This is a genomic window from Leyella stercorea (genome assembly GCF_021531655.1).
Genome location: NZ_JADYUF010000004.1, coordinates 11,837 through 34,472, shown reverse-complemented (window position 1 = coordinate 34,472; position 22,636 = coordinate 11,837). Strand labels below are relative to the sequence as shown.

Below are 22,636 nucleotides of genomic sequence, written 5' to 3'. Positions count from 1 at the left end.
TCGTAGACTGATGCAAAAGTAATACATTAACCTCACAAAACACTTGTTTTGTACCTTATTTTACGTATTGACAAAGAAAAATTACATAATTTGAGAAATTTTCTTGCGAAAAGTTTGGAGGAATGAAAAATAACCGCTAACTTTGCACCCGCAATCAAGAAACAAGATTGCTCAAACAGAATGCTTCAATAGCTCAGTTGGTTAGAGCACCTGACTGTTAATCAGGGGGTCGTTGGTTCAAGTCCATCTTGAAGCGCATAAGAAAAGCCTCGCAAGTCGAAAGATTTGCGAGGCTTTTTCTTTTTTCAAGAGGGTGTCTCAAAAGTTTAAGCAGTACGCCCCGAAGGGGCAGAAGCACATAGCCCAGGGTAACACCCTGGGTGAAAATGCCCAAACAATCAAACGCCCTGTAAGGGCAAAAGCGTTAATAATCAATGCTTTTGCCCTTACAGGGCGTTTTGTTTTCATCAATCCCTACACCCAGGGTGTTGCCCTGGGCTATGTGCTTATTGGGCTTTCAGCCCGCGTTGTTTGAGTTTTGACACATCAATTCTCAACTTTTAAATTCTCTTTATCACAACCTTCTGTTCCTTTCCCTTCTTGTTTATGAACTTAATCACTGCCTTGTTGCCCGACAATGCTGTGAACGATTTGGTTGTTGCTTCGCGCATATCGAGCTTGTCGTCAAACCGATGGCCGTTCACCTCCACTATGCGGTCGCCGCTGTGTATGGCAAGACGTTTGTCCCATACTATTCCGGCGCGCAACCATCCGTCGGGCGTTACGGTGAGCACAACGTCCCAGTCGGGCTGGTATAGATTGGGAGTGGAGTCGGTGTGGGGGCTGAATGCGAAGGTGTTGTGCCGGTAGTCGATTGATATGTCGCCATAGGCAAGCAGTCCGGTGCCGATGCGCGATGTAGGATTGTCGGTGGCTATGCAGCAAACGTTAGCCAGTTTGTAGCCTGCCAGGGCAAGCGTGTCTGTGCATACGCGTACCTTGCGTGTCGCAGCTTCGACGCCTCCTACGCCCATCGACGAGAATCCCATGCCTTCGCCAAGCGTACGGATGCCTTGGGTGTGCTGTGCTGCAAGCTCATCGTGCTTATGGCGCGACATTACGTAGACGCGGTCTTCACCGCTGTCAAACATGACGGTGTCCTTTGCATTGCCTATTTGCAGCGGGATGAGGGCGAGCATGGGGTGGTGTAGCATTGCCACATAGCGTGTGTTGCTGTCGCCATCGGTAGGAGCTGCCGATGCAAACACGGCCTTGTGCTCGCGTCCATATATGCTCAATGTGCCCATTTTCAGCAACGTGTAGCCTATGAGTCCGTCGATATGGAACAGGCTGAACACGGGATTGTCCTTCATGTCAAGCTCCAGCGCCTGCACCTTCTGGAAGTTTGTGCTGCCCAGCTTGAGCGATCCGAGCATCAGCACGCGCGTCTTTACGGGGTTGCCATTGGAGTCGCTTGCCGTAATTTCTTGTCCCGAACTGATGCCGGCCTTGCGGGCGAAGTCGGACGAGAGGGCGCACGGTGCTCCCGTATCGAGCACGACGCGGCCCTTCACGCCGTTCACCTCGGCGCTGACTATCATCTTGCCACGCTCCATAGCGTAGGGTATGGTCACGGCAAATTGTGCGTGTGCCGTCATACAGAAGGAGGGAGTTTTGACACGCCCTCATGTGCTTCTGCCCCTTCGGGGCGTGCTGCTTTGACTTTTGACACGCCCTCCTCCTATTGTCAGTGCTGCATTAATTGTTGTATCACTTTATTCTGTCGTATGTCCCCTAAAATGTACGCCAAATTCTATTTATTATAGAAAAATGAAAAAAAACAGCCGAAAATTTTTCGTGTTTGCAAAAAACTTCTTACCTTTGCACCCGCAATCAAGCAGACAAGATTGCTCAAACATAATGCTTCAATAGCTCAGTTGGTTAGAGCACCTGACTGTTAATCAGGGGGTCGTTGGTTCAAGTCCATCTTGAAGCGCTGAAAAAAAGTAAAGCCTCGCAAGTCGAAAGATTTGCGAGGCTTTACTTTTTTTAGTTGAGAGTTTAAAATTGAGAGTTGAGAGTTATGGGGTGAGTTGATAATTGAGAGTGGAGAGTTGAGAGTTATGATATGCTGTGTCGTCAATAATAATTTGTGAACATACTTGTAAATGTTTATAGGCAATCATAACTCTCCACTCTAAACTCTCCACTCTAAACTTTCCACTCTCTAAATTCTCAACTCTCAACTGGAAAAGTTCTCAGCTTGCTTTATATCACTCCTGCCTGATGCAGGAACACTGCGATGATGCATATCGGGCACACGAAGCGTACGGCGAAAAGGTAGATGCGCCATATGTGGCGCGAGACTGTGCCGTTGTTGGTGAACTCGCGGTGTACCAGACGGCGCGGAACAATCCATCCTAATAGTATGCTTGTGAGGAAAGCGCCCAGAGGCATGAGTATCTGTGCCGTGAAGAAGTCGCAGCAGTCGAGCAGCGACTTGCCGTTGAACACGAACGCATCGGACGCTCCGCACGACAGCGCACACATTATACCTATCACACTACATATTGCGGTCTCGATAGTGGCACCCGTACGGCGCGACACGTGCAGCTCTTCGTACAGGAAGGCGGTGCCTATCTCGTGCATGGAGATGGTCGACGTGAGTGCAGCCAGTGCCAGAAGCATATAGAACAGCACGCTTATCACGTAGCCTATGATGGGCATTGAGCCGAACGCTTCGTGGAAAACGTTGGGCAGGGTGATGAATATCAGTGACGGACCCGAGTCGGGATTGATGCCTACGGAGAAGGCTGCGGGGAATATCATGAGTCCGGCGAGTATCGCCACAAGCATGTCTATCAACGCTATCTGGCAAGCCGTCTTCGACAGGTTGGCGCTGCGCTTGAAGTACGAAGCGTATGTACACAGGCACGCCGTGCCCAGTGACAGCGAGAAGAATGCCTGACCCAGTGCGTCAAGGAATACGTCGCGGTTCATCTTCGAGAAGTCGGGGTTGAGCAGAAAGTCAACTCCGCGCCACGCTCCGGGCAACATGCACGAGGCAATGACGATGATGATGAGCAGGATGAACAGCGTCGGCATGAGCAGATTGGACACTTTCTCGATGCCGCTGCGCACACCCTTCACCACAACGAGGTGTGTCAGCACGATGAATGCAACCGTCCATACGACTGGCATAAGCGGGTCGGTGGTGAATTCCTTGAAGTATTCAGCCACGTAGGCAGCGTCGCCGTTGATGCCACCCATAAGCGACGCATACAGATATTGCAGACACCATCCGGCTATGACGGCATAAAATCCGAGTATTATCATTGAGGTGATGGCACCCATCACGCCCACCAGCATCCACCACTTGCCCGAAGCCAGGCGGCGATAGGCTCGTGCAGCGTTCGATCCGGCGTGTCTGCCGATGATGAACTCGCTTATCATGCCCGGTATTCCGAGCATGAGTACACATATTATATATACGAGTATGAACGCAGCGCCGCCGTCGTGGCCCGTCATATACGGGAAGCGCCACACGTTGCCGAGACCCACTGCCGAGCCTGCCGTTGCAAGCACCGCCCCGAACTTGGTGGCGAAGCCTGCTCTTGAATTATTGCTCATGGTGTTAGATTATGCCGAGTTGGTTGAGGAATATTGCTACGATGCACACGGGGCAGACGTAGCGAATCAGTAGTATGTACACGCCGAAGAGCGTAGAGCGCAGAGTTCCCCAATTGGTGAACTCGTCCTTGACGGTCTGGCGCGGCACCACCCATCCCAGGAATATACATGTCAGGAATCCTGCTATGGGCAGCATTATCTGTCCGGTGACAAAGTCGAAGAGGTCGAACAGCGACTTTCCGCCTATCACGAGCCATTCTCTGCCACCTATCGAGAGCGAACACAGGGCACCTAACACGCACAGCGACACCGTGACGAGCGTTGCCGCCTTCTTGCGTGTGGTGTGCAGCTCCTCGTAGAAGAACGCTGTCGACACCTCGTGCAGCGAGATGAGCGACGTCAGCGCAGCCAGCGACAGCAGCACGTAGAACATGATGGCTATCACGGTGCCTATTATCGGCATCGTGGCAAAGGCTTCCTTGAATACGTTGGGGAGTGTGATGAATATCAGCGACGGACCTGAGTCGGGATTGACGCCTACCGAAAAGGCGGCTGGGAATATCATCAATCCTGCCAGAATGGCTATGAGTGAGTCGATGACAACTATGTTGACAGCCGACTTCATGAGGTTGGCCTTGCGCGAAAAATAGCTTGCGAAGGTGCAGATGCAGCCCATGCCGATGCTGAGCGAATAGAACGACTGGCCCATAGCGGCAAGAAATACGCTTGAGTCCATCTTTGAAAAGTCGGGACGTAGCAGAAATTCCACGCCCTTACCGGCTCCGGGCAGCATGCACGAGCCTATTACAACCACTACGAGCAGCACAAACAGCGTCGGCATCATCATCTTTGACGCACGCTCTATGCCGCTGCGCACACCGTGTATTATCACGAAGTGGGTCAGCGCGAGTATTGCCACCGTCCAGAATACGGGACGTATGGGCGAAGCGGAGAATTCCTGGAAGTACTGGGTGATGTACTGCGGATTGCCGTTAAGCTCGCCGAATGCCGAGGCGAAGATGTATTGCAGGCACCATCCAGACACTACTGCATAGTAGCTTGTGATGATAAATCCGGTGAGCACGCTCATGCAGCCCACCAACCGCCATGCCTTTGCAGTGCCTATCTCGCCGTAGGCGCGTCCCGTATTGGCTGCTCCGTGGCGGCCTATGATGAATTCGTTCATCATGCAGGGTATGCCGAGCACCAGCACGCACGCTATATATATAAGTATAAAGGCGGCTCCGCCGTTCTGGCCGGTCATGTATGGAAATCGCCATACGTTGCCCAGTCCTACCGCCGAACCCGCCGTTGCGAGAATCATTCCCAGTTTGCTTCCGAAGTTTACTCTTTCTTGTGACATGTGTTTTTATAATTTATATCCTATCGAGGGTGCAAAATTATAAAAAATATTCGACATTTAGAAGCAAACCGTAACATTATACGTCTTTTATTGTGCTGTTTTATACTTCATCGGGCCATGGACATGGCTTTCCGTCAGACTTGAACGTGGGTCGCTGGGCACCTACACGGCGCAGGTATTCGCCCAGTTCGCGCGACAGACGCTTCACGATGTCCTTGTGTTCGGCAGCCACATTGTGCTGCTCGCTGATGTCGGCAGGAATGTTGAAGAGTTCCTTGCGGCCCGTGTCGTAGTAGTATATCAGCTTCCACTCGTCCTTGCGTATGGCGCAGTTGAGGTTGATGCCGGGTCCGTTGTTTCCCCATACGTTGGGGAAGTTCCACACCAGTGCACGCCCTTTTGATGTGTCGCCCGTCTCGCGCAGCATCGGAACGAACGAGATTCCGTCTACCGGTGCCACGGTCTTGTACTTGTTTACGCCAGCCATTTCGAGAATGGTGGGGTAGAAGTCTTCAATCATCGTGTACTTGTCGCACTTCGATCCGGCGCGTGTCACGCCCGGCCACGACACTATCATAGGCTCGCGTATGCCACCCTCGTAGAGCGAACACTTGCCGCTTAATAGTGGATAGTTCTGGTGGAAGAGTTCGCCGTCGCGCCAGGTGGGGTTGGTGGCGAGTCCGCCGTTGTCGCTCATGAAGAGTATTATGGTGTTGTCCTTCTCGCCGTTGCGCTCCACCCAGTCCATGAGGTCGCCCAGACTCTTGTCCATTCCCTCAATCAGCGAAGCGTAAGCAGCCTCCTTGTCGCTCAAGCCTTTGCGTACATACTTCGAGAAGAAGCGTTCGTCGCGGTCGATAGGTATGTGTATGGCGTAGTGCGACATATACAGAAAGAAGGGCTGATTGTATTTCTTTGCCTTGTCAAGTGCTCCTATTGCCTCCTTGGTGAGTGCTTCGGTGACGAAAGTTCCGGTTCCCCAGTACTTCTCCAGACCCGGTATGGACATAAGCGAAGTTGGTTTGCCGTCCTTGGTGTGTCCGTAGTTCAGCTCGCTCAGGTAAGTTGCGAGTCCGCCGGCAGCGTGTCCGGCAATGTTCACTTCAAATCCCCAGTGTGTAGGATTCTCGCCCGGAGTGTCCATAGCGCCGAAATGCGCCTTGCCGCAATGTATGGTGTGATAGCCGCTGTGGCGCAGCAGTTCTACGAACGATGTGCCCACGTAGGTGTGTGGAGTGCCTGCCACCTGCGATACGCCGTTGATGTTCCAGTCGGGACAGTCCACCACGTCGCTCGGTAAGTCCACCGACTTGTCGCGTTCGAGCGTCCAGTTCGTCACACGGTGGCGTGCGTTGTTGGCGCCCGTGATGAGGCTGCAACGCGAAGGTGAGCTGACGCTGGCGGCATAAGCCTGCGTGAACATCATGCCTTGGCGTGCCAGGCGCTCCATGTTGGGCGTCTCGTACACCTTATTATATTGTGTGCGCTCGGTCCAGAAGGGTAGTGAGGTGTCCTGCCAACCCATGTCGTCGACAAGAAAGAGGATGATGTTGGGGCGACGTGCGCTGCCTGCGTTGTCGTTGGGGGCTGCCGTTGCTGTGGCGGTGACGGCAAGCGATGCTGCTGCGAAAGCTAAAGATTTGTTCATAAGCTGAAGTTTTTAGTATCTCGGGTTATAACTGCAAAGTTACTAAAAGTAGTGTAAAGGGCAAAAAAAGACAGCTGAAACAATTTGTTTCAGCTGTCTTTAGGGTCGGGATGACAAGATTCGAACTTGCGACCCCTACGTCCCGAACGTAGTGCGCTACCAACTGCGCTACATCCCGATTGCTTCGGTTGCGACATTTATGTCTCAAAAGCGAGTGCAAAGGTACAGGTTTTTTCTGATATACACGCAATTTTTTCATAAAATCTTTCCAATGATATGCATTTTATATTGTATTTGGTGCTTGTAGGGGGTGCCTGTAGTGTGTTTTACAATGAATTTTAGTGCAAATGGATAAAAATACGGATAAAAAGTTGTGGGAATGAACAAAAAGCATTACCTTTGCACTCGCAATTAAGAAATACAGTTGGTGCCATAGCTCAGATGGTAGAGCAAAGGACTGAAAATCCTTGTGTCCCCGGTTCGATTCCTGGTGGCACCACAGACAAAAAAGCAGTTAAGAGAAATCTTAACTGCTTTTTTGTGTTTTATGTTGTTTTGTTGTTGTGTTGTGATTACAACACAACAACATCAATTACTTTTTTATTAAACGACAATATTGACAATGCTTGACAATATTTTTAATCGTGTGGGCAACAGATAATATCGCTTGTCCTATTGTCGACCATTGTCAGTATTGTCGTTCAAAAAAACTACGCATTAATTTGTTGTTCAAAAAAAGTAGTGTACGGATAGATGTAAGCTTTTTCTCAACTTTCAATTCTCAACTCACCTTTTACTCTGCCAGCGTGAAGTCGAGCTGCTTCTTTTCGAGATTGGCTTGCGCTACCTTAATCTTTATTGGGTCACCCAGCTGGTACTTGTGGTGATGTCGGCGACCCACGAGGCAGTAGTTGCGCTCGTCGAAGTCGTAGTAGTCGTCGTCAAGATCGCGCATGGGCACCAGTCCTTCGCAGTGGTTTTCGTCTATCTCGCAGTATATTCCGTACGACTGGATGCCCGAGATGTGCGCATCGTAGACATTGCCGATGCGTTCTGACATAAACTCCACAGCCTTGTACTTTATCGAGTCGCGCTCGGCATTGGCTGCAACCTGCTCCATCTCCGACGAGTGTTCGCACAGCTCTTCGTAGTGCTCCTTGTTGGCAGAACGTCCACCCTGCTGATAACGGGTGATGAGTCGGTGCACCATAGTGTCGGGATAGCGGCGTATGGGCGATGTGAAGTGAGTGTAATAGTCGAATGCCAGTCCGAAGTGTCCGATGTTGTGGATGGAGTACTTAGCCTTCATCATGGCACGCAGAGCCACGGTCTGTATGAGGTTTTGCTCGCGCTTGCCCTCACAAGCCGACATAAGCGTGTTGAGCGACTTAGCCAATGCGCCCTTCGTTCCGTCGGTCTTCATCTTGTATCCGAACTTCACTACAAACTCGCGCAGCGTCTCCAGCTTCGTCGGGTCGGGATTGTCGTGTATACGATAGGGCAGAGTCTTGGGCTTTTTACCCTTTGCCACCTTGCCGACAGATTCAGCCACCGTGCGGTTGGCGAGCAACATAAACTCCTCGATGAGCTTGTTGGCATCCTTCGAGCGCTTGAAGTAGCAGCGTATAGGCTTGCCCTTTTCGTCTACATCGAAGTGAAGTTCCTCGCGGTCGAACTTCACGGCTCCGTTCTTGAAGCGTGCCGCGCGCAGCTTCTTTGCCAGACGGTCGAGCTGAATGAGTGCGTCGGCATTCTCGCCACGGTATCCTTCCTTAGGAGCAGGAGGAGCCGGATTGCCCGTTCCGTCCACAACGCCGTTGTCCTCAAGCAGCTGCTGCACCTCTTCGTAGGCGTAGCGGCGGTTTGACTTTATCACGGTGTGAACTATGCGGTATTTCTTCACGTTGGCGTCGTCGTCGAGATTGAAGATGACGGAGAATGCCAGCTTCTCCTCGTCGGGACGCAACGAGCAGATGAAGTTGCACAGACGTTCGGGCAGCATCGGTATGGTGCGGTCGACGAGATATATACTTGTGGCACGCTTCACAGCCTCCTTGTCTATCACCGAACCCTCCTTGACGTAGTGGCTCACGTCGGCTATGTGTACGCCTACCTCCCAAAGTCCGTCCTTAAGCTTCTTGATTGACAGCGCGTCGTCGAAGTCCTTGGCGTCCTTAGGGTCGATGGTGCAGGTGAAAGTGTCGCGGAAGTCCTCGCGTTCGGCATAGTCTTCGGGTGTTATCTCAGCCGAAATCTTCTCGGCAGCCTCCTCCACGTTCTTCGGATACTTGTACGGCAGACCGTATTGTGCAAGTATAGTGTTCATCTCAACATCGTTGTTGCCAGCCTTGCCCAGCACGTCCACCACCTCGCCTATCATATTGCGATGGTCCTGGTCGGGCCATTCCACGATGTGAACGACAGCGTTGTCGCCGTCCTTGCCGCCCTTCAGCTTGCGTCGCGGAATGATGATGCTGTTGGCAAGTACGTTGGATGGCGAGATGAGAGTACACAGGTCGTGGTCGAACGACAATCGTCCGACGAACGTATCCTTCGCACGTTTGAGTATTTCGATAACCTGCGCCTCCTTGATATGGTTCTTGCGTCGTGCCATACATGCGAAACGCACGCGGTCGCCGGTCAGTGCCCACATCGAGTTGCGCTCAGCCACGAAGATAGGTTTGTCCGAACCGTCGGGCATTATGCTGTTCTTGCCGTTTGTCTTGCGCTGGAACACGCCCTCCTGCACCTGCCCTTTCATGTTGAGCTGGTAGGAGTTGTCGCTCACCTTGGTGATGAAGTCGTCCCAAGCCATCTCTTCCATGATGTCGATGGCGAGCATTTTGAGTGGATGGGTGTCAAGATGCAGAGCACGGAAAATCTCCTTGAACGACATTGTCTTGCCGGGATTGGAGGTGAAGAGTTCCTCAAGTTTCGGGGCAAGCTGTTTCTTTGTCATTCGCTTGCCGCCTTTTTTACCTTTTCCCATAGTATTTTTGTTTTTAGTTGACAATATTATTATGCAAATAAACAAAAAATAATTGAGAAAACGGCAGAATGCCCCGTTAAAAATATATGAAAAGAAAAAGCCCCACCCTCCAGCTGTATTGGCTGGGGGTGGGGATTTATGCGTATCTAATTACAGAATTCTTCCTCTGATAGAAAGCTTTATCACGGGATAAACCTTCACGTAGTCGAGTATCTTGGAGATGTCGTCGTCGGGGTCCTGACCTACTACTTTCTGCAGATCGCCAACGCCGTCGGCATATATAACGGGTTTGCCCTGGAACTGGGCGCCCATTTCGAAGCGTACAGCAACGCGCTTCTTAGGAATCATACGGCCGAAGCCCAGACCCAGATACGGGCGGAAGTTCTTCACCTTTACGCCACCGTTAACGTCACCGTTCTCGTCAACGGGAATGTTGTATTCGCCGATTTCGATGCCGGCATCCTTGCCTTGAGCTACAAGTGCGGCAAGTTCGTCGCTGTGACCGGTAATCTTTATAATCTTGTCGCCGCCGAACGACAATCCGGCTGTTACGAAGAACGAGCTTGAATTGGGGAAGGGATAGCAGTCGAACTTAAGGTTGAACGTAGTGCGGCCGATGCCTCCGGTGATGTCGATTTCCTCGTCCTGGTCCAACTCTTCGATAGTTGCGGTGGCAGTGGTGTTGATCTTGATGTCGGGCATGATGTTCACACCGAAGCTGGCGTGTACATAACGGCTCAGCGGAGTGGCTACGTCGATGCCGATACCCTCTGTACCTGCGCCTACACCAAGACCTACGCGGTTGGCAATTCCGAAAATACTCTTCTTCTGGTTCTCTTGTGCGTCGGCTTGCAGCGAGCCTGCCAATATGATGATTGCGATGATAAGCGACTTCAGGATCGTTTTGGTTTTCATTGCTTTTGTTCTTTGTGTTTAATTGATTAAAATGTTAATATATACCAACGATTGTTGAATTGTGCTGCAAAATTAGTACAAATTTCTTGTGTATACAAGAATTTAGGCATAAAATTGTTGTCAGACCGCCAACTTCTACGGTTTTCATAATTATTAGGATTGAATTAAAAATAGCGTTTGTTCCGCTCCGAACAGTTCACAATGAGTGTTCGTAGCGGAATAAACGCTATCTTATTAATCAATCTGCTGATGCTTTATATCACCTGCTCAGGTATTCCAGCACAGTCTTGAGGCTGTCCTCGTTCTTCCATTTCACCTTCTTTTCTTTAATGAAACGGGTGAGTTCTGCCTTGCGCTCTTCGCCGGCATACTTCATCACCTCGCCCTTGTTGGCCTCGATGCATTGTCCGCCTATGGCGAAGTAGTAGACGGTGCTGACGGGTATTTCGCGTCCGTCGTGCTTCTCCTGCAGCATCATGCCATGTTCGGGACGGTTGAGTCCGCCCAGGTCGAGCGACGACAGCTGGTTGGAGGCAGACGAATTGAGCGACGAACCGTATGCTCCGCCCGAGCCTTGGGTGAGCTGGCTGAAGTCGGCAAGCTCCAGCTTGAGCAGCACATCGGCACCCTTCTGACTGACAATCTGCATCAGACGGTTGTCAACTACGATATAGGCATCCTGCCCTATCTCAACGCGCGCTATGCGATGGTTGTCGTTGGCATACACCTTGCCGTCCTTGCCCACATAGTGAAGCACGTTGCCGGCGAGGTGGATGTTGAGCAGTCCCTCGCTCTTCTGGTTGTCGGCAGAGTAGACGGTGCCTTTGGTGAAGTCCTCATATACGTATGGCCACTTGGTGTTGGGCACATACTTGGCATGCGCTGCCACTACTGCGAGCAGCAGACAGAAAGCAATCGTAAGAAGTCGTTTCATAGTATTGCGTAGTTTTATTGTTTCACAATCTTAGCCGTGCGTTTCTTGCCGCTCTTCAGCGTGTACACCACGATGTATGTGCCGTGCTGCGCCTTGTCGACACGCTGGCCCTCTATATTATAATAGGTGGTGCTGACTATTGCGTCGTTGTCGCTGCCTATCGTGCTGATGGCAGTAGGGGCGGTAATGGTTATGGTGAATGTCTTGTCGAGCTTGTAGTTGTACTCGTCGGTGGCTGTTATCTTGATGTCTATCGAAGTCTTGTCGGTCGGTATTGCATCGGTGGTGACCAGCTGCCCGTCCGTAATGCCGAACGGCACCTTATTATATCTGTGTGTTATGGCATTGTATTTCGTGCCAGTCACCGTCAGCCCGTACTCGGGAGCCAGACCCGTATCGAACACCACGCTCACATCGCCAACCACTGTGCCTACGGCAGCGTCGCTTGCCACGGATGTTTCAGATATTGTTATGTCCTGCGGTCCCTGTGCCACCACGGTGCTTGTAGGTTTCTGTATGCCTATGATGAGGCTCTGGTAGGCAGGGGCGCTGTAGTCCATGTTCATTGTAGGGTCCTTGAGAGCCGTGAGTTCAAAGTAGCCGTTGTTGGCACCGCCCCATCCCCAGTTGACGTGATAGGCTCCGTTGTCGTAGCCGTCAATATTGAAGCAGTGGCCGTAGCCGTTCTTGAGGTCCTGACCGCTAAGGCACACGGCACGTCCGGCTGCCAGTTCGCCATAAACGAGGTCGTCCCACTGGGCATCGGTATAACTCTTACGCTGCACATACTTTACGGTAGAAGCTGAATAGCCGAAGTTGCGGGGCAGGGCAGTGGCTATGTACGAGTCTTGCGTGCCCGAACCGTCTACTCCGTAATCCATCCTTACCGCCACACCGCAGTGCCACAGCAGTCGTGCCACGTCGTCGTTGCCGTTGGCACCGCTCAGTATTGCGTCCCAGTTGTAGGCAGGCTCCTTGTCGTAGTTGATGTATTGATAGCCGTAAGTCTTGCTGTCGTAGCCGAATTCGCCCGTCGGACGCTTGGGCCACTGAGCCACACTCATAGCCTGAGCCATTCCTACAGCCACGCAACCTACTATGGCCTGGCCGTTGCCGTCCTTCGGACAGTACTTCTTGTACGATCCGCTTTGGTTCCAGTTGACCTTGATGAGCGGTGCCACGGCAGCCTTCGTGGCACGTGTGGCGGCACGAAGCGGACGCGTAGCCGACTCCTTGGCCCATCCCTCGGCAACGGATGTGAGCCGATGGGCGCGCTGCACTATGCGCTCGGCGAAGCATCCCATCATGGCACTTACGCTCTCGGGCTGGCCCTCTGTTTGATAGATGCCCGTGTCGGAATAGCCTATGAGCGGCTGCGAGGTGTCGTCGGCGGCTATGAGAGTCCATCCTTTGGCAAACTGCACTACGTAGTAGGCGGCAGTGCCGTTGTGGCTCACGGCAGTGACGCGGGCGTCGGCTGTGTCGAATCCCTCAAAGCGGCTGCCCATAATCTGCTGTGCCTTGGCCTTGGCAGCGTCGGGTGTGACGGGCTTGGCAAGCACGGCGGCAATGGCGGTGATGGCGAAGATTGATGTCAGTAAAATCCTTTTCATATTGTTGTTTTCTTGATTGTAACAGGTTTTTTTGCTCGTTGTAGACCCGTCTGGATGCGGTGGCTTTCCAAATGTAGTCCTTTTGCTGTTCAAAAGGACTCGTTTTGCCCTGCAAAAGGACTCCTTTTAGATGCCAAAAGGACTCCTTTTACACATCAAAAGGACTCCTTTTGCAGGGCATGCAGATTTCGGTGAAAGCAAAATCCCCACCCCACATTACTTATGCAATGTAGAGTGGGGACTTCAGTATGGTTTACTTAAGGTTCATTTTCCTTAATTCTTACTTTCTGGCTGCACGACGGCTCTTGGCTTTGGCAGCTGATGTAGTCTTGACAAACTTGGCATTTTTCAGTAAGTCTAAGAAATCAACTACTCCTTCACCTTTAACATATAATGCAAGTGCAAGGTCGGATGTAGTGATGCTGCCGTCCTTGTTGATCTTGCATTCAATAGATTTGGCTTGGCTTGCCGAGAATGTAATGATGACTCCCGAAATACCATTCTTGTCATACGTGCCTACTCCATAGCCTGGCAAGATGTAGAGTCGGTTGTTAGCATAGTCGGCTACAGCGGCAACCTGGCTGCCGGCTGCGTACAGTCCGCTGATGACAAACTTGGTGCCGTCCTCGTTGTTAGTCGTGGCTTTGGTTATAGTCACATGGTTGGTCACTTTCTTTTTCTCACGGGCAGAGTAGTATGTCAGCGTGTAGTTGCCCTCGAGCATAGCAGCTGTGGCTGTGAAGCCGTCGTACTTCCATGCTACGTCGGTAGAAGCGAAAGCCTCGTTGCCGTTGCCGTTGATGTCCATGATGACGCCTTCCTTTATCTTCAGTGTCACCTTGTCGCCTTCGACAGCAGCCTCGGGCATCTTGAATGTGACGGTCTTGCCGTTTACGCTCCAGTCGCTCGGGTCGAGATTGATGGTTGTAGAGCGCTTGGCGTTAGAGTAAGTGAGCGAGAGGTCGCCTGGCTTTACGCAGTCGTCCGACTCCTCAATGTCGTTGCGGAATACGTCGAAAGCGAATGTTATAACGCCTTTGAACTTGTCGTACTCGCCGATTGTGCTGCCTGAGGCAGGTGTGAACTGCTTGGCTTCGATGGCAAACGGCTTGAGCGGCTGGCGGTTGTATACGCCTACGAATCCCTCGTCGCCGATAACGGTGTTCTCAGCCGGACACTTGTTGCCGAAACTGTCCTTGAATGCACCCTCAGTCCAAGAATAGAGCACGTATGCTCCGGCAGGAACGTCGTCGACAGTGAATGTCACGTTGGCGCCATTGATTGTTGCGTGAACCTTGTCAGCAGGCACGTTGATGAATTCGCCGTCGCCCCACTCCTGATAGTACTTAGCCGAAACGGTGCCTTCGCCCTTGAATACAGGCTCAGAGAATGTAACGGTTGTCTCAGCCGACGGGTCGCCTGCTTCGTACGGTTCGAGTGTAGGAGCATTGCCGTCGGTGGTCTTCACCACGAGCGACTGTACCTTACCGGTAATGCCATTGGCATTGGCAGCTACGGCGTAGATAACATACGATTTGTTGGGCGAGCAGATGCCCTCGCCCTTTGAGTTGAGCATGTTGACGGTAGTAGATGCTGCCTTCGAGTAGTTAACGATGGCTTCGCTTATGCCACCCATCGTTTTCTTGAGCACATCGTCCTCGCTTACGTCCTCGGCTTCGTCGCCCTCAACAACGGTGTAGGCATAATAGTTGGTGCCTTCAGCCGGATTGACGGTGAATGTGAACGAGTTGTCCTTGGTCTCCGTCAGATTTATGGCTACGGCAGGGCCTTCGCCATAGTGCTCTGAGTGCTCGTCGTCGAAGGTAGTACAGCCCGTGAGGGCTGCAATACCTGCAAAGGCGACTGCAAGACTATATAATAACTTTTTCATAATTATATGTGTCGTTGTTAGTGTGAATATCTATTTACTTAGTTCTTCTTGAACACTACACCAGGCTGATATAGATTGAAGAATCCCTTAAATGCGGACTCCGAAGGTGTAGCAGAGTCGAAGGCACCTGTACCGAAGAAGTTGTCGGCGAATGTGATGATAGCCTTGCCGTTGGCATCGGTTGTTATCTTGCCGAGCATATAGTCTTCAACAAGGTTTTCTCCTTCTGAATCCAGGATGGTGAACAATACGGCTGGATAAGAACTGCTCTTCCCCATTACCTGATATGCAGGAATGCGTATCTCGGTCTTCTCTTCGTTTACGGTTCCGTATATAGGATAATTAGGCGACGAGGCACCAAGTACCATATTGGTAATCCATACTTTGTTGACGTCTTTGTCGTCCTTGGCAATATTGACTGTCCAAGTTTCAGCACCGTTATACTGTGAAGTTCCGCTTGCTCTGAACGTTCCGAGCATGAAAGCCAACGGGTGGTCGAGATCGACGATTGTCACATCGAACGAACTTTCGGCTCCAAGGTTTACGCCCTGCGCATTCTTGAGCTTGATGTTCAGACGGAGGTCGCCGGTGAATGTGCCTGCAAGGTCAACGATGTTGAGCTTGATGTTCTGCACGTTGGATTCCTTGGTGAAGGTGAGCGTGCGCGTAGCGTTGGCAACGGTGTAGTTGGTGCCCTCTACGGCAGGTGCTGTCTTGTCGGGAGTAATCTCGAAGTCGACAGAGCCTTCCTTTCCCTTGAGCGACGAAAGCTGTACGGGTATTTCGAGTGTTGCCTTGTTTTCGTCGATCGAAGCCTTTGTGTCGGTGAACGATACGAAAGCATCCTTGTCATTGAACTCGGGCTGGTCGTTGTTGCACGAGGCGAGTGCCACGGCAGCAAGAGCTGCGAGTACTATGGTTGTATTCTTGAATATTTTCATAGCTTTTCTCTCTCTTTAGATTAATAACCAGGGTTCTGAGCCACGTTAGGATTGGCGGTGCACTCGCGGTTAGGTATAGGCAGTGCCCACATGTAGCTTGGGAATGCCACATCCTTGTTCTTCGAGTCGTCGAAATCCTTACGTGTCATCGACTTGTTGCAGCGTGCGTAGTCGGCAGCTATGTGTCCCTCGAAAGCCAGCTCGCGACGGCGCTCGTCAAATACGCCCTGCTTTGTAGCAGCTGCTGTCTGCGATGCGCCACGTACTGTAGCTATCTTGCGGAGATCGCTCTCGGCTGTCACGCCCTGAATAGAGGCTCCGTTGATGATGGCCTCGGCACGGTTGAGGTACATCTCCGAAAGGCGCAGGATGGGAACGTTGGTGTATTTCGGGTCAGAGTCCTTCGGCTTGCCCGAATACTTTGTCGGGAAGTAGTCGTTGCCGTGCTGCTTGTACATCGATTTGCGTATGTCGCCCTCAGAGTAGAGGTCGTAAAGGTCCTTAGTGGCGCAAACGTCGCCGTGCGAACCTTTGTCGTCGGTAGTGGTGATGTATGGAAGGTGAGCCCAACCAGAGTTGTCCCAATACTCGTTCTTGTCCGAACCGTACACCTCGAAGATTATCTCGCCGCCCTCAGGAGCCGTAGCTGCCGAGAACATAGCTGCATAAGCGTCAGCCGGAGCAAGTTCATACTTCTTGTTGTTGATAACCTTTGTGGCGTAGTCGGCAGCTTCCTGCCACTTGTTCATATAAAGGTATACGCGCGAGAGCAGTGCCTGGATGGCAGGCTTTGTAGGAGTTGCAGCCTTGTCGGTAACGCCTGCACGTACGTAGTCGTCAGCCATTATGCTCTCAGCCTGCAGCAAGTCGGCAACAATCTGATTGTATACGTTCTCCTTAGAGTCGCGTGCGGGCTTGCCGTTCTCGGTTACGAGCACCAGTGGCACACCCATCTTGTCGTCCTCGGTGGCATTGTAGTTGTAGGGCTGGCAGTAGGTTATCACAAGGTCGAAGTAGCACAGGGCGCGAATGAAGAGCGCCTCGGCCTTGACATTGTTTACCTGCTGCTGTGTAGCGTCCACGCCTACCTTGTCGTCGAGATTGTTTATCACGTTGTTGGCACGTGCTATTGTGTAGTAGGCGTAGCTCCATAGGGGCGAAGTGCTGCGGTCGCTGTATATCCATTGTGTGTCTGAGCGGTAGCGTCCCGAGCCCGGCACCGATGTCGGGTTCTTGGCATTGCCGCAGCGCAGTTCAGACATAAGCGTGAATTCGCCGTCGTACCATGCATCGCTCTGGAACATTCCATACATAGCGGCGGCAGCCTTGTTCACGCCGTCGAATGTTGCGAACGTCAGCTCGTTGCTCTGTTCCTGCTTTGGCTCCTCGGTCAGGAAGTCGCTGCACGACGTGAATAATCCAGCCGAGAGGATAGCCATTCCGATAAATATCTTTTTCATAAATTCAGTTCCTTTTGTTTCGTTACTTGATTATTTTCTGTCTGTAACATTACAGGGTGATGTCAAGACCTACCATGAAGGTCTTTGTGACAGGATAGATACCTTTGCCGAGTCCGTCAACGCCACGCTCCGGATCCCAGAAGTTCACATTGTGGAATGTGTAGAGGTTGAGGGCACTGGTGTAGACGCGTGCTCCCTGCAGACCAATCTTGCTGAGCAGCGAGCGGTCGAAGCTGTACGAGAGTGTCACGTCCTTGATGCGGAAGTAGTCGCCCTTCTCAAGGTAACGTGTCGAGCTTGTCGAACTTGAGCTGGTAGAGTTGTTGTATATAGGCTTCGGGTTGCATCCTGTGTCGCCCGGCTTCTTCCAGTAGTTGAGTGCTGTGACTGACTGGTTCATGTTGACACGTGAGCCGTCGCTGTTGACGAAGTTGTTGTCGGCGATAAGAACCTTGTTGCCACCCTTGAATTCTGTGACTACGCTCAGCGTGAGGTTGCGCCATGATACAGTGGTGTTGATACCGCCGGCGTATGTAGGCTCCGGACTGCCGCACTTCACGTAGCGTGCGTTGCTTACGTTGTTTGAGAGTGAGCCGTCCTCGGTGCGCCACAAAGCCTCGCCGTTAACCGGGTTGACTCCGTAATAGTCGCGCAGATAGAATGTATAGAGCTTCTCGCCTACGAAGTGGCGGATAAATCCGTCGCCGTATGTGAGGTAGTCCTCACCTGCAAGCTCAAGCACTTTCGACTGGTTGTGCGAGATGTTGAATCCCATGTCCCACTTCCAGTCCTTCGAGTCGATGATGCTGGCGTTGAGCTGGAATTCTACACCGGTATTGCGCAGCGAACCGATGTTGGTAGTCATCGAGTTGAAGCCTGATGTTGACGACTGCGACTTGGCAAGAAGCATGTCGGAAGTCTTACGTGTATAGAAGTCGATGCTACCCGAGAGACGCTTCAGTACGTGGAAGTCGATACCTACGTTGAACGCCTTGTTCTTCTCCCATGAAAGGTCGGGGTTGGCTGGTTTGTCAGGACGAAGTCCAGTGATGCCGTTGTACACCGACTGTGTGTAGGTGCCGTATGAGAGGTAATTTGAGATATTGTCGTTACCGTTGATACCGTAGCTGGCGCGCAACTTGAGCACCTGCAACCAATCCTTGGCAGACTCCATGAACTTCTCGTTGTGGATGTTCCATGATGTTCCTACCGACCAGAATGTACCCCAGCGGCTGTTCTTGCCGAATATTGAGCTGCCGTCCGAACGAAGTGATGCCTGGATGAAGTAGCGGTTGTCGAAGTTGTAGTCGGCAATGCCAAACCATGACATCATAGTCACAGTGCCGATACCATAGGCAATGTCGTTGGTAGAGTTGCCGCTAACGTGGTAAGGTATCTGCGGGTCGAGTCCCTGCGATCTTTCGTAGTTCTCCTCAGAGTCGCTGTAGTTGGCCTCCTGACCCAGCAATACGCGCAGATAGTGCTTGCCCAGCTGGTCCTGATAGGTGGCTGTGTTAGATGTAGTGAACGAACGATAAATCATCTGGTCGGTCTGCAGCGTACCCGTACCTTTCTGGTCGGTGTGAGCAAGGGGGCTCCAGTAGCGGCGGCCGTTGATGAACGACAGTTCGGCACCGTCAGTAGTCTTGAATGTAAGTTGCTTGATAGGCTTCCACTCAAGATATACGCTACCGTTGAAAGCATAGCGCTTGCTCCACTGGTCGTCGTACATGGCAGTGGCAAGCGGGTTGGTGTTGCTGTTGGTCGGAAGATTTACGTTGGGTGTTCCGTCCTCGTTGAAGGGCTTTTGCCACGGTTCTAAAGTCATACCCGTAAAGATTGGGTTTGAATAATAGAAATTCTGTGTAGGTACGTCCTCGCTGTACGAATAGCCGGCATTGATGCGCGCACCGGTCTTGAGGAATCGGTTGATCTCGTGGTCGGCATTGACACGGAAGTTGATACGGCTGAATTCGAAGCCCGGGAATACACCTTCGGTCTTCTGATAGTTCAATGAGTTGTAGTACTTGGTGCGAGCCGAGCCACCCGAGAGTGTCAGTTCGTAGTCCTGCATCTTGCCGTTGCGTGTCACGGCGTCCATCCAGTTGTAGAGCGGGCCCTGCAGAATAGACATCGGGCGATAAGCGTTTGCCGGGTTGGCGGGATTGTCCGGATCCATACCTGCATTGCGAATGGCTGTGCGCTCATATTCAAGAAGCTGCTGGGCGTTCATCACTCCGTAGTTGTTGTCGTTGGCAAGTTGTGAGATACCGAACTTGGCACGTGCCGTAAGGTGGCTCTTGCCCTCCTTGCCGCTCTTGGTTGTAATAAGAATAACACCGTTGGCAGCACGCGAACCGTAAACCGAAGCGGCAGCGGCATCCTTCAATACTGTGATGCTTTCGATGTCGTCAGGGTTGATAGCCGACAGGGCGTTGCTACTGTTGGTGAATGCACCGTCGTCGCCTGATGTTATAGGCAGTCCGTCGACAACGTACAATGGTTCGTTGCCGGCTGAGATAGAGCTGATACCACGAATGCGAATCTGTGAGTTAGAGCCCGGCTGACCGGTTGTCTGTGTGATGCTCACACCAGCCATCTTGCCGGCAAGCATCTTGTCGAATGATGTAGCGGGAACGTCGGCCAGCTCCTTTGAGCTTACCGATGTAATAGAACCGGTCTTGGCTTCACGGCGTGTAGTACCATAACCTACTACGATTACGTCGTCAAGTGCATGGCTGTCGGCATTAAGCTCAATGCTCATATTGCTTGAAGCCTTGACAGTCTTAGGAACCATACCGATGTAGGTCACTTCAAGACGCGAACCTGCAGGAACGCTGATCGAGAAGTTGCCGTCGACGTCGGTTATGGCGCTCGCTGTCTTCGAGCCCACTACCTTAATTGTGGCACCAACAACGGGGTGCCCGTCTTCGGCTGAGGTGACCTTACCGGAAATGCGAGATTGAGCCAGTGCCATTCCTATGCTCAGGAAAAGGCAGGCTACAAAAGTCATGAATCTTTTTTCCATAAAAATCTCTCTCTTTTGGTGAATAATATAATATAATTGTTTCCTTCTTTTTACTGTGTTTGTGTCGCCTTCACCTTCTTACTGTGTCTGTAAATGGTGTCAGCTTCTCCGCCTACGGGCGGGAGGTTCTTTAGAGATGTATGTTGCAACGCTTGATGTGTTGTTGTTGCATATATATAATAGGTATAGACAATATGTAATTGTCGGCCTATCGTTGTCGAAGTAATTGCTTAATTACTTTTGTTTTTGTGTAGGCATAAACCCACAATGAATGTTTTAATATTTCTAAATATTTCAATTCATTTGCAAAAATAGTTATTATTTGTCATAGCTCCAAATATTTTGATACAAAATGTTCGCAAATATTGCATTTTTATTACATAAGTCAATAAAACGCCTATTGTACCTTAGTTTTTGCAATGTTCGTGTATGGACATATTTACATATGAAAGGTATAATTATGCAGAAAAGTCGCATAAAAATGCAAACAAATGAATTGTTTATATATTTTGTTTACATTCCAACAATTAATATTTGTAAATTTAAAAGATGACAAAAATAAAAGAAACACAGCGTTATTTTGCAATATGAAAGCAAAAACACGCTGCGTTTATTGTAAAATAAAGAATATTATTGTCTTTTTTGTAATTTCCGGTTTTTGCGTTGTCTATTTAGTGTCGTCGGTCACGGTGAACAAATTGTCGAGAGTAACCTCATCATCAACAATTGCCGAATGTTTTCCAGGTAAAACCCCGTATGTAGTAACTATTGTCATGCGTGTACTGCAACGTGTAGCCGTCTCGGCACGGAAAATAGCCATACGCTCACGTAAGCGACGTTCGTAGTCGGCGCTTATTATATAAGGTGTACCGGAAAATTTCATTTCACAGATGTTTATATTCCGGTCGGCACGCTCTATCACAAGGTCAATCTGTGTGCCATGTCCGCCTTGTCGGCTACGCCATGCGCTTGAATCGTTGAGTATTCGGTCGATGCCAAGAGCCTGCTTTATCTCGTCAAGATGCATCAGACACAACAATTCGAAACTGAATCCTTGCCAACTCACCACTTGCTGACTTGAAGACAGATGGGTCCAGCGGTGCGGGTCTTTCGTGTCTACACCTTGTATATATTTATAGAAGAACAGAGTGTAGAAGTCTTTAATGCGGTAGATTGTATTGTTGCGCTTATTGCCGTAGCGTGCGTATGGCAGCACAAAATCGCATTGCTCCAAATCAGAAAGTACCTTCGTGAGCGTAGCTCCACCCAACCCCGTATTTTCTGAAATTTCCTTGCGTGTATATCCTTCCTTTCGTTGTGTGAGCAGACGAATTACCGTAAGATAATTGTCGGGACGCTTGAAGAGTGTAGCGTAGAGTTCGTTGTGTTCCGTACGGAGCATGGCGTGGCTGTCAGCAAAGAACAGCTCGTCGATGTTAGACAATAACGACATGTGCGGATTGAGAAGTGTCAGATAGAAAGGCACACCTCCCAATATCATGTAGCATTGTGCAATCTGATATCGACTCCAATTGAAGTGGTGTTCGTCCATATACTGCTCCACTTCATATAGGCGGAACGGACGTAGATATATCTTGCGCGTGATACGATTGAAGAGTCCACCCTGATTATGGAGCAGACTGTCAATCATCCACGATGTGGCTGAGCCGCAAGCTACAAACACGATGTCATCGCGCATTGCTGCCCATCCGTTCCAAAAGTTCTCCAATGACGACACGAAATCCGACTTTGGAGTGTCCATCCACGGCATTTCGTCGAAGAAAATCACTTTCTTTCTGCTCGTGTCTTTTGCTTCAAGCAGTTTGGCAAGACCGTCAAAAGCCTGTGTCCAATTCTTCAGTTCTGGAGTAAATTCTGATGAAGAGTAACGTTGCAATGTCTTTGCGAAATCGGCAAGTTGCTGTTCGCGTGGCATATCATGCTTGCCTACAAACGAAAAGTCGTAAGTGTCGTTGAAGAAACGACGCACAAGAAAAGTCTTGCCTATACGGCGACGACCGTATATTACAACAAACTCCGAACGTCCCGATTCAAGACAGTTCTTCAGTATCGACTGTTCTTTATGCCTTCCGATTAACTTGTCCATATGCCATTTATTATTGATAACTTGCCAAAATTACAAAAAAAATACGGTTTTGGCAAGTTATCGGTTTGGATAACTTGCCAAAACTTATAAAAAATCATGATTTTGGCAAGTTATCGG

13 protein-coding genes and 4 tRNA genes are annotated in these 22,636 nt (G+C 50.7%); 3 read left to right on the top strand and 14 right to left on the bottom strand.

What is annotated here, in order from left to right:
* Positions 1-182: 182 nt before the first annotated feature.
* Positions 183-256: transfer RNA gene (locus tag I6E49_RS01910), tRNA-Asn, on the top strand.
* 304 nt (positions 257-560) lie between these two features.
* Here I6E49_RS01910 and I6E49_RS01905 read toward each other — a convergent pair.
* Positions 561-1,658 carry a retropepsin-like aspartic protease gene (locus I6E49_RS01905; RefSeq protein WP_235400140.1) on the bottom strand — a complete coding sequence of 366 codons (1,098 nt, stop codon included), beginning with the start codon at positions 1,656-1,658 and terminating at the stop codon, positions 561-563.
* Between the two features lie 264 nt (positions 1,659-1,922).
* Here I6E49_RS01905 and I6E49_RS01900 point away from each other — a divergent pair.
* A tRNA-Asn gene (locus tag I6E49_RS01900) sits at positions 1,923-1,996 on the top strand.
* Between the two features lie 272 nt (positions 1,997-2,268).
* On the opposite strand, the gene I6E49_RS01895 is transcribed toward I6E49_RS01900, so the two are convergent.
* The 4 genes from I6E49_RS01895 to I6E49_RS01880 form a co-directional block, all read right to left on the bottom strand.
* Positions 2,269-3,630 (bottom strand): sodium-dependent transporter, encoded by a 1,362-nt coding sequence (locus I6E49_RS01895; protein ID WP_235400139.1) that lies wholly within the window; start codon positions 3,628-3,630, stop codon positions 2,269-2,271.
* A 4-nt stretch (positions 3,631-3,634) separates the two neighbouring features.
* Complete coding sequence (locus I6E49_RS01890) at positions 3,635-4,993, bottom strand: sodium-dependent transporter (RefSeq protein ID WP_235400138.1); 1,359 nt, start codon at positions 4,991-4,993, stop codon at positions 3,635-3,637.
* A gap of 100 nt (positions 4,994-5,093) precedes the next feature.
* Positions 5,094-6,641 carry a sulfatase gene (locus tag I6E49_RS01885; protein ID WP_235400137.1) on the bottom strand — a complete coding sequence of 516 codons (1,548 nt, stop codon included), beginning with the start codon at positions 6,639-6,641 and terminating at the stop codon, positions 5,094-5,096.
* A gap of 105 nt (positions 6,642-6,746) precedes the next feature.
* Positions 6,747-6,819 (bottom strand) — tRNA-Pro (locus tag I6E49_RS01880).
* Between the two features lie 248 nt (positions 6,820-7,067).
* On the opposite strand from I6E49_RS01880, the gene I6E49_RS01875 reads away from it, so the two are divergent.
* A tRNA-Phe gene (locus I6E49_RS01875) sits at positions 7,068-7,140 on the top strand.
* Positions 7,141-7,434: 294 nt separating this feature from the next.
* Here the strand turns inward: I6E49_RS01875 and rnr are convergent.
* The 9 genes from rnr to I6E49_RS01830 form a co-directional block, all read right to left on the bottom strand.
* Positions 7,435-9,630, bottom strand: coding sequence for a ribonuclease R (gene rnr / locus I6E49_RS01870; RefSeq protein WP_235400136.1), 2,196 nt, complete (start codon positions 9,628-9,630; stop codon positions 7,435-7,437).
* Between the two features lie 150 nt (positions 9,631-9,780).
* Positions 9,781-10,545, bottom strand: coding sequence for a hypothetical protein (locus I6E49_RS01865; RefSeq protein ID WP_235400135.1), 765 nt, complete (start codon positions 10,543-10,545; stop codon positions 9,781-9,783).
* Positions 10,546-10,804: 259 nt separating this feature from the next.
* Positions 10,805-11,479, bottom strand: coding sequence for a hypothetical protein (locus I6E49_RS01860; protein WP_235400134.1), 675 nt, complete (start codon positions 11,477-11,479; stop codon positions 10,805-10,807).
* A 14-nt stretch (positions 11,480-11,493) separates the two neighbouring features.
* On the bottom strand, positions 11,494-13,092 hold the full coding sequence (locus I6E49_RS01855) for a C10 family peptidase (RefSeq protein WP_235400133.1): 1,599 nt from the start codon (positions 13,090-13,092) through the stop codon (positions 11,494-11,496).
* A 280-nt stretch (positions 13,093-13,372) separates the two neighbouring features.
* Positions 13,373-14,983 carry a hypothetical protein gene (locus I6E49_RS01850; protein ID WP_235400132.1) on the bottom strand — a complete coding sequence of 537 codons (1,611 nt, stop codon included), beginning with the start codon at positions 14,981-14,983 and terminating at the stop codon, positions 13,373-13,375.
* Between the two features lie 38 nt (positions 14,984-15,021).
* The gene (locus tag I6E49_RS01845) at positions 15,022-15,924 is read right to left on the bottom strand and encodes a Calx-beta domain-containing protein (protein ID WP_235400131.1); all 903 of its coding nucleotides are present in this window, start codon (positions 15,922-15,924) and stop codon (positions 15,022-15,024) included.
* Between the two features lie 20 nt (positions 15,925-15,944).
* On the bottom strand, positions 15,945-17,384 hold the full coding sequence (locus I6E49_RS01840; protein WP_235400130.1) for a RagB/SusD family nutrient uptake outer membrane protein: 1,440 nt from the start codon (positions 17,382-17,384) through the stop codon (positions 15,945-15,947).
* Positions 17,385-17,433: 49 nt separating this feature from the next.
* Positions 17,434-20,412 carry a SusC/RagA family TonB-linked outer membrane protein gene (locus tag I6E49_RS01835; RefSeq protein ID WP_235400129.1) on the bottom strand — a complete coding sequence of 993 codons (2,979 nt, stop codon included), beginning with the start codon at positions 20,410-20,412 and terminating at the stop codon, positions 17,434-17,436.
* A 667-nt stretch (positions 20,413-21,079) separates the two neighbouring features.
* On the bottom strand, positions 21,080-22,519 hold the full coding sequence (locus I6E49_RS01830) for an AAA family ATPase (RefSeq protein ID WP_235400128.1): 1,440 nt from the start codon (positions 22,517-22,519) through the stop codon (positions 21,080-21,082).
* Positions 22,520-22,636 lie beyond the last annotated feature (117 nt).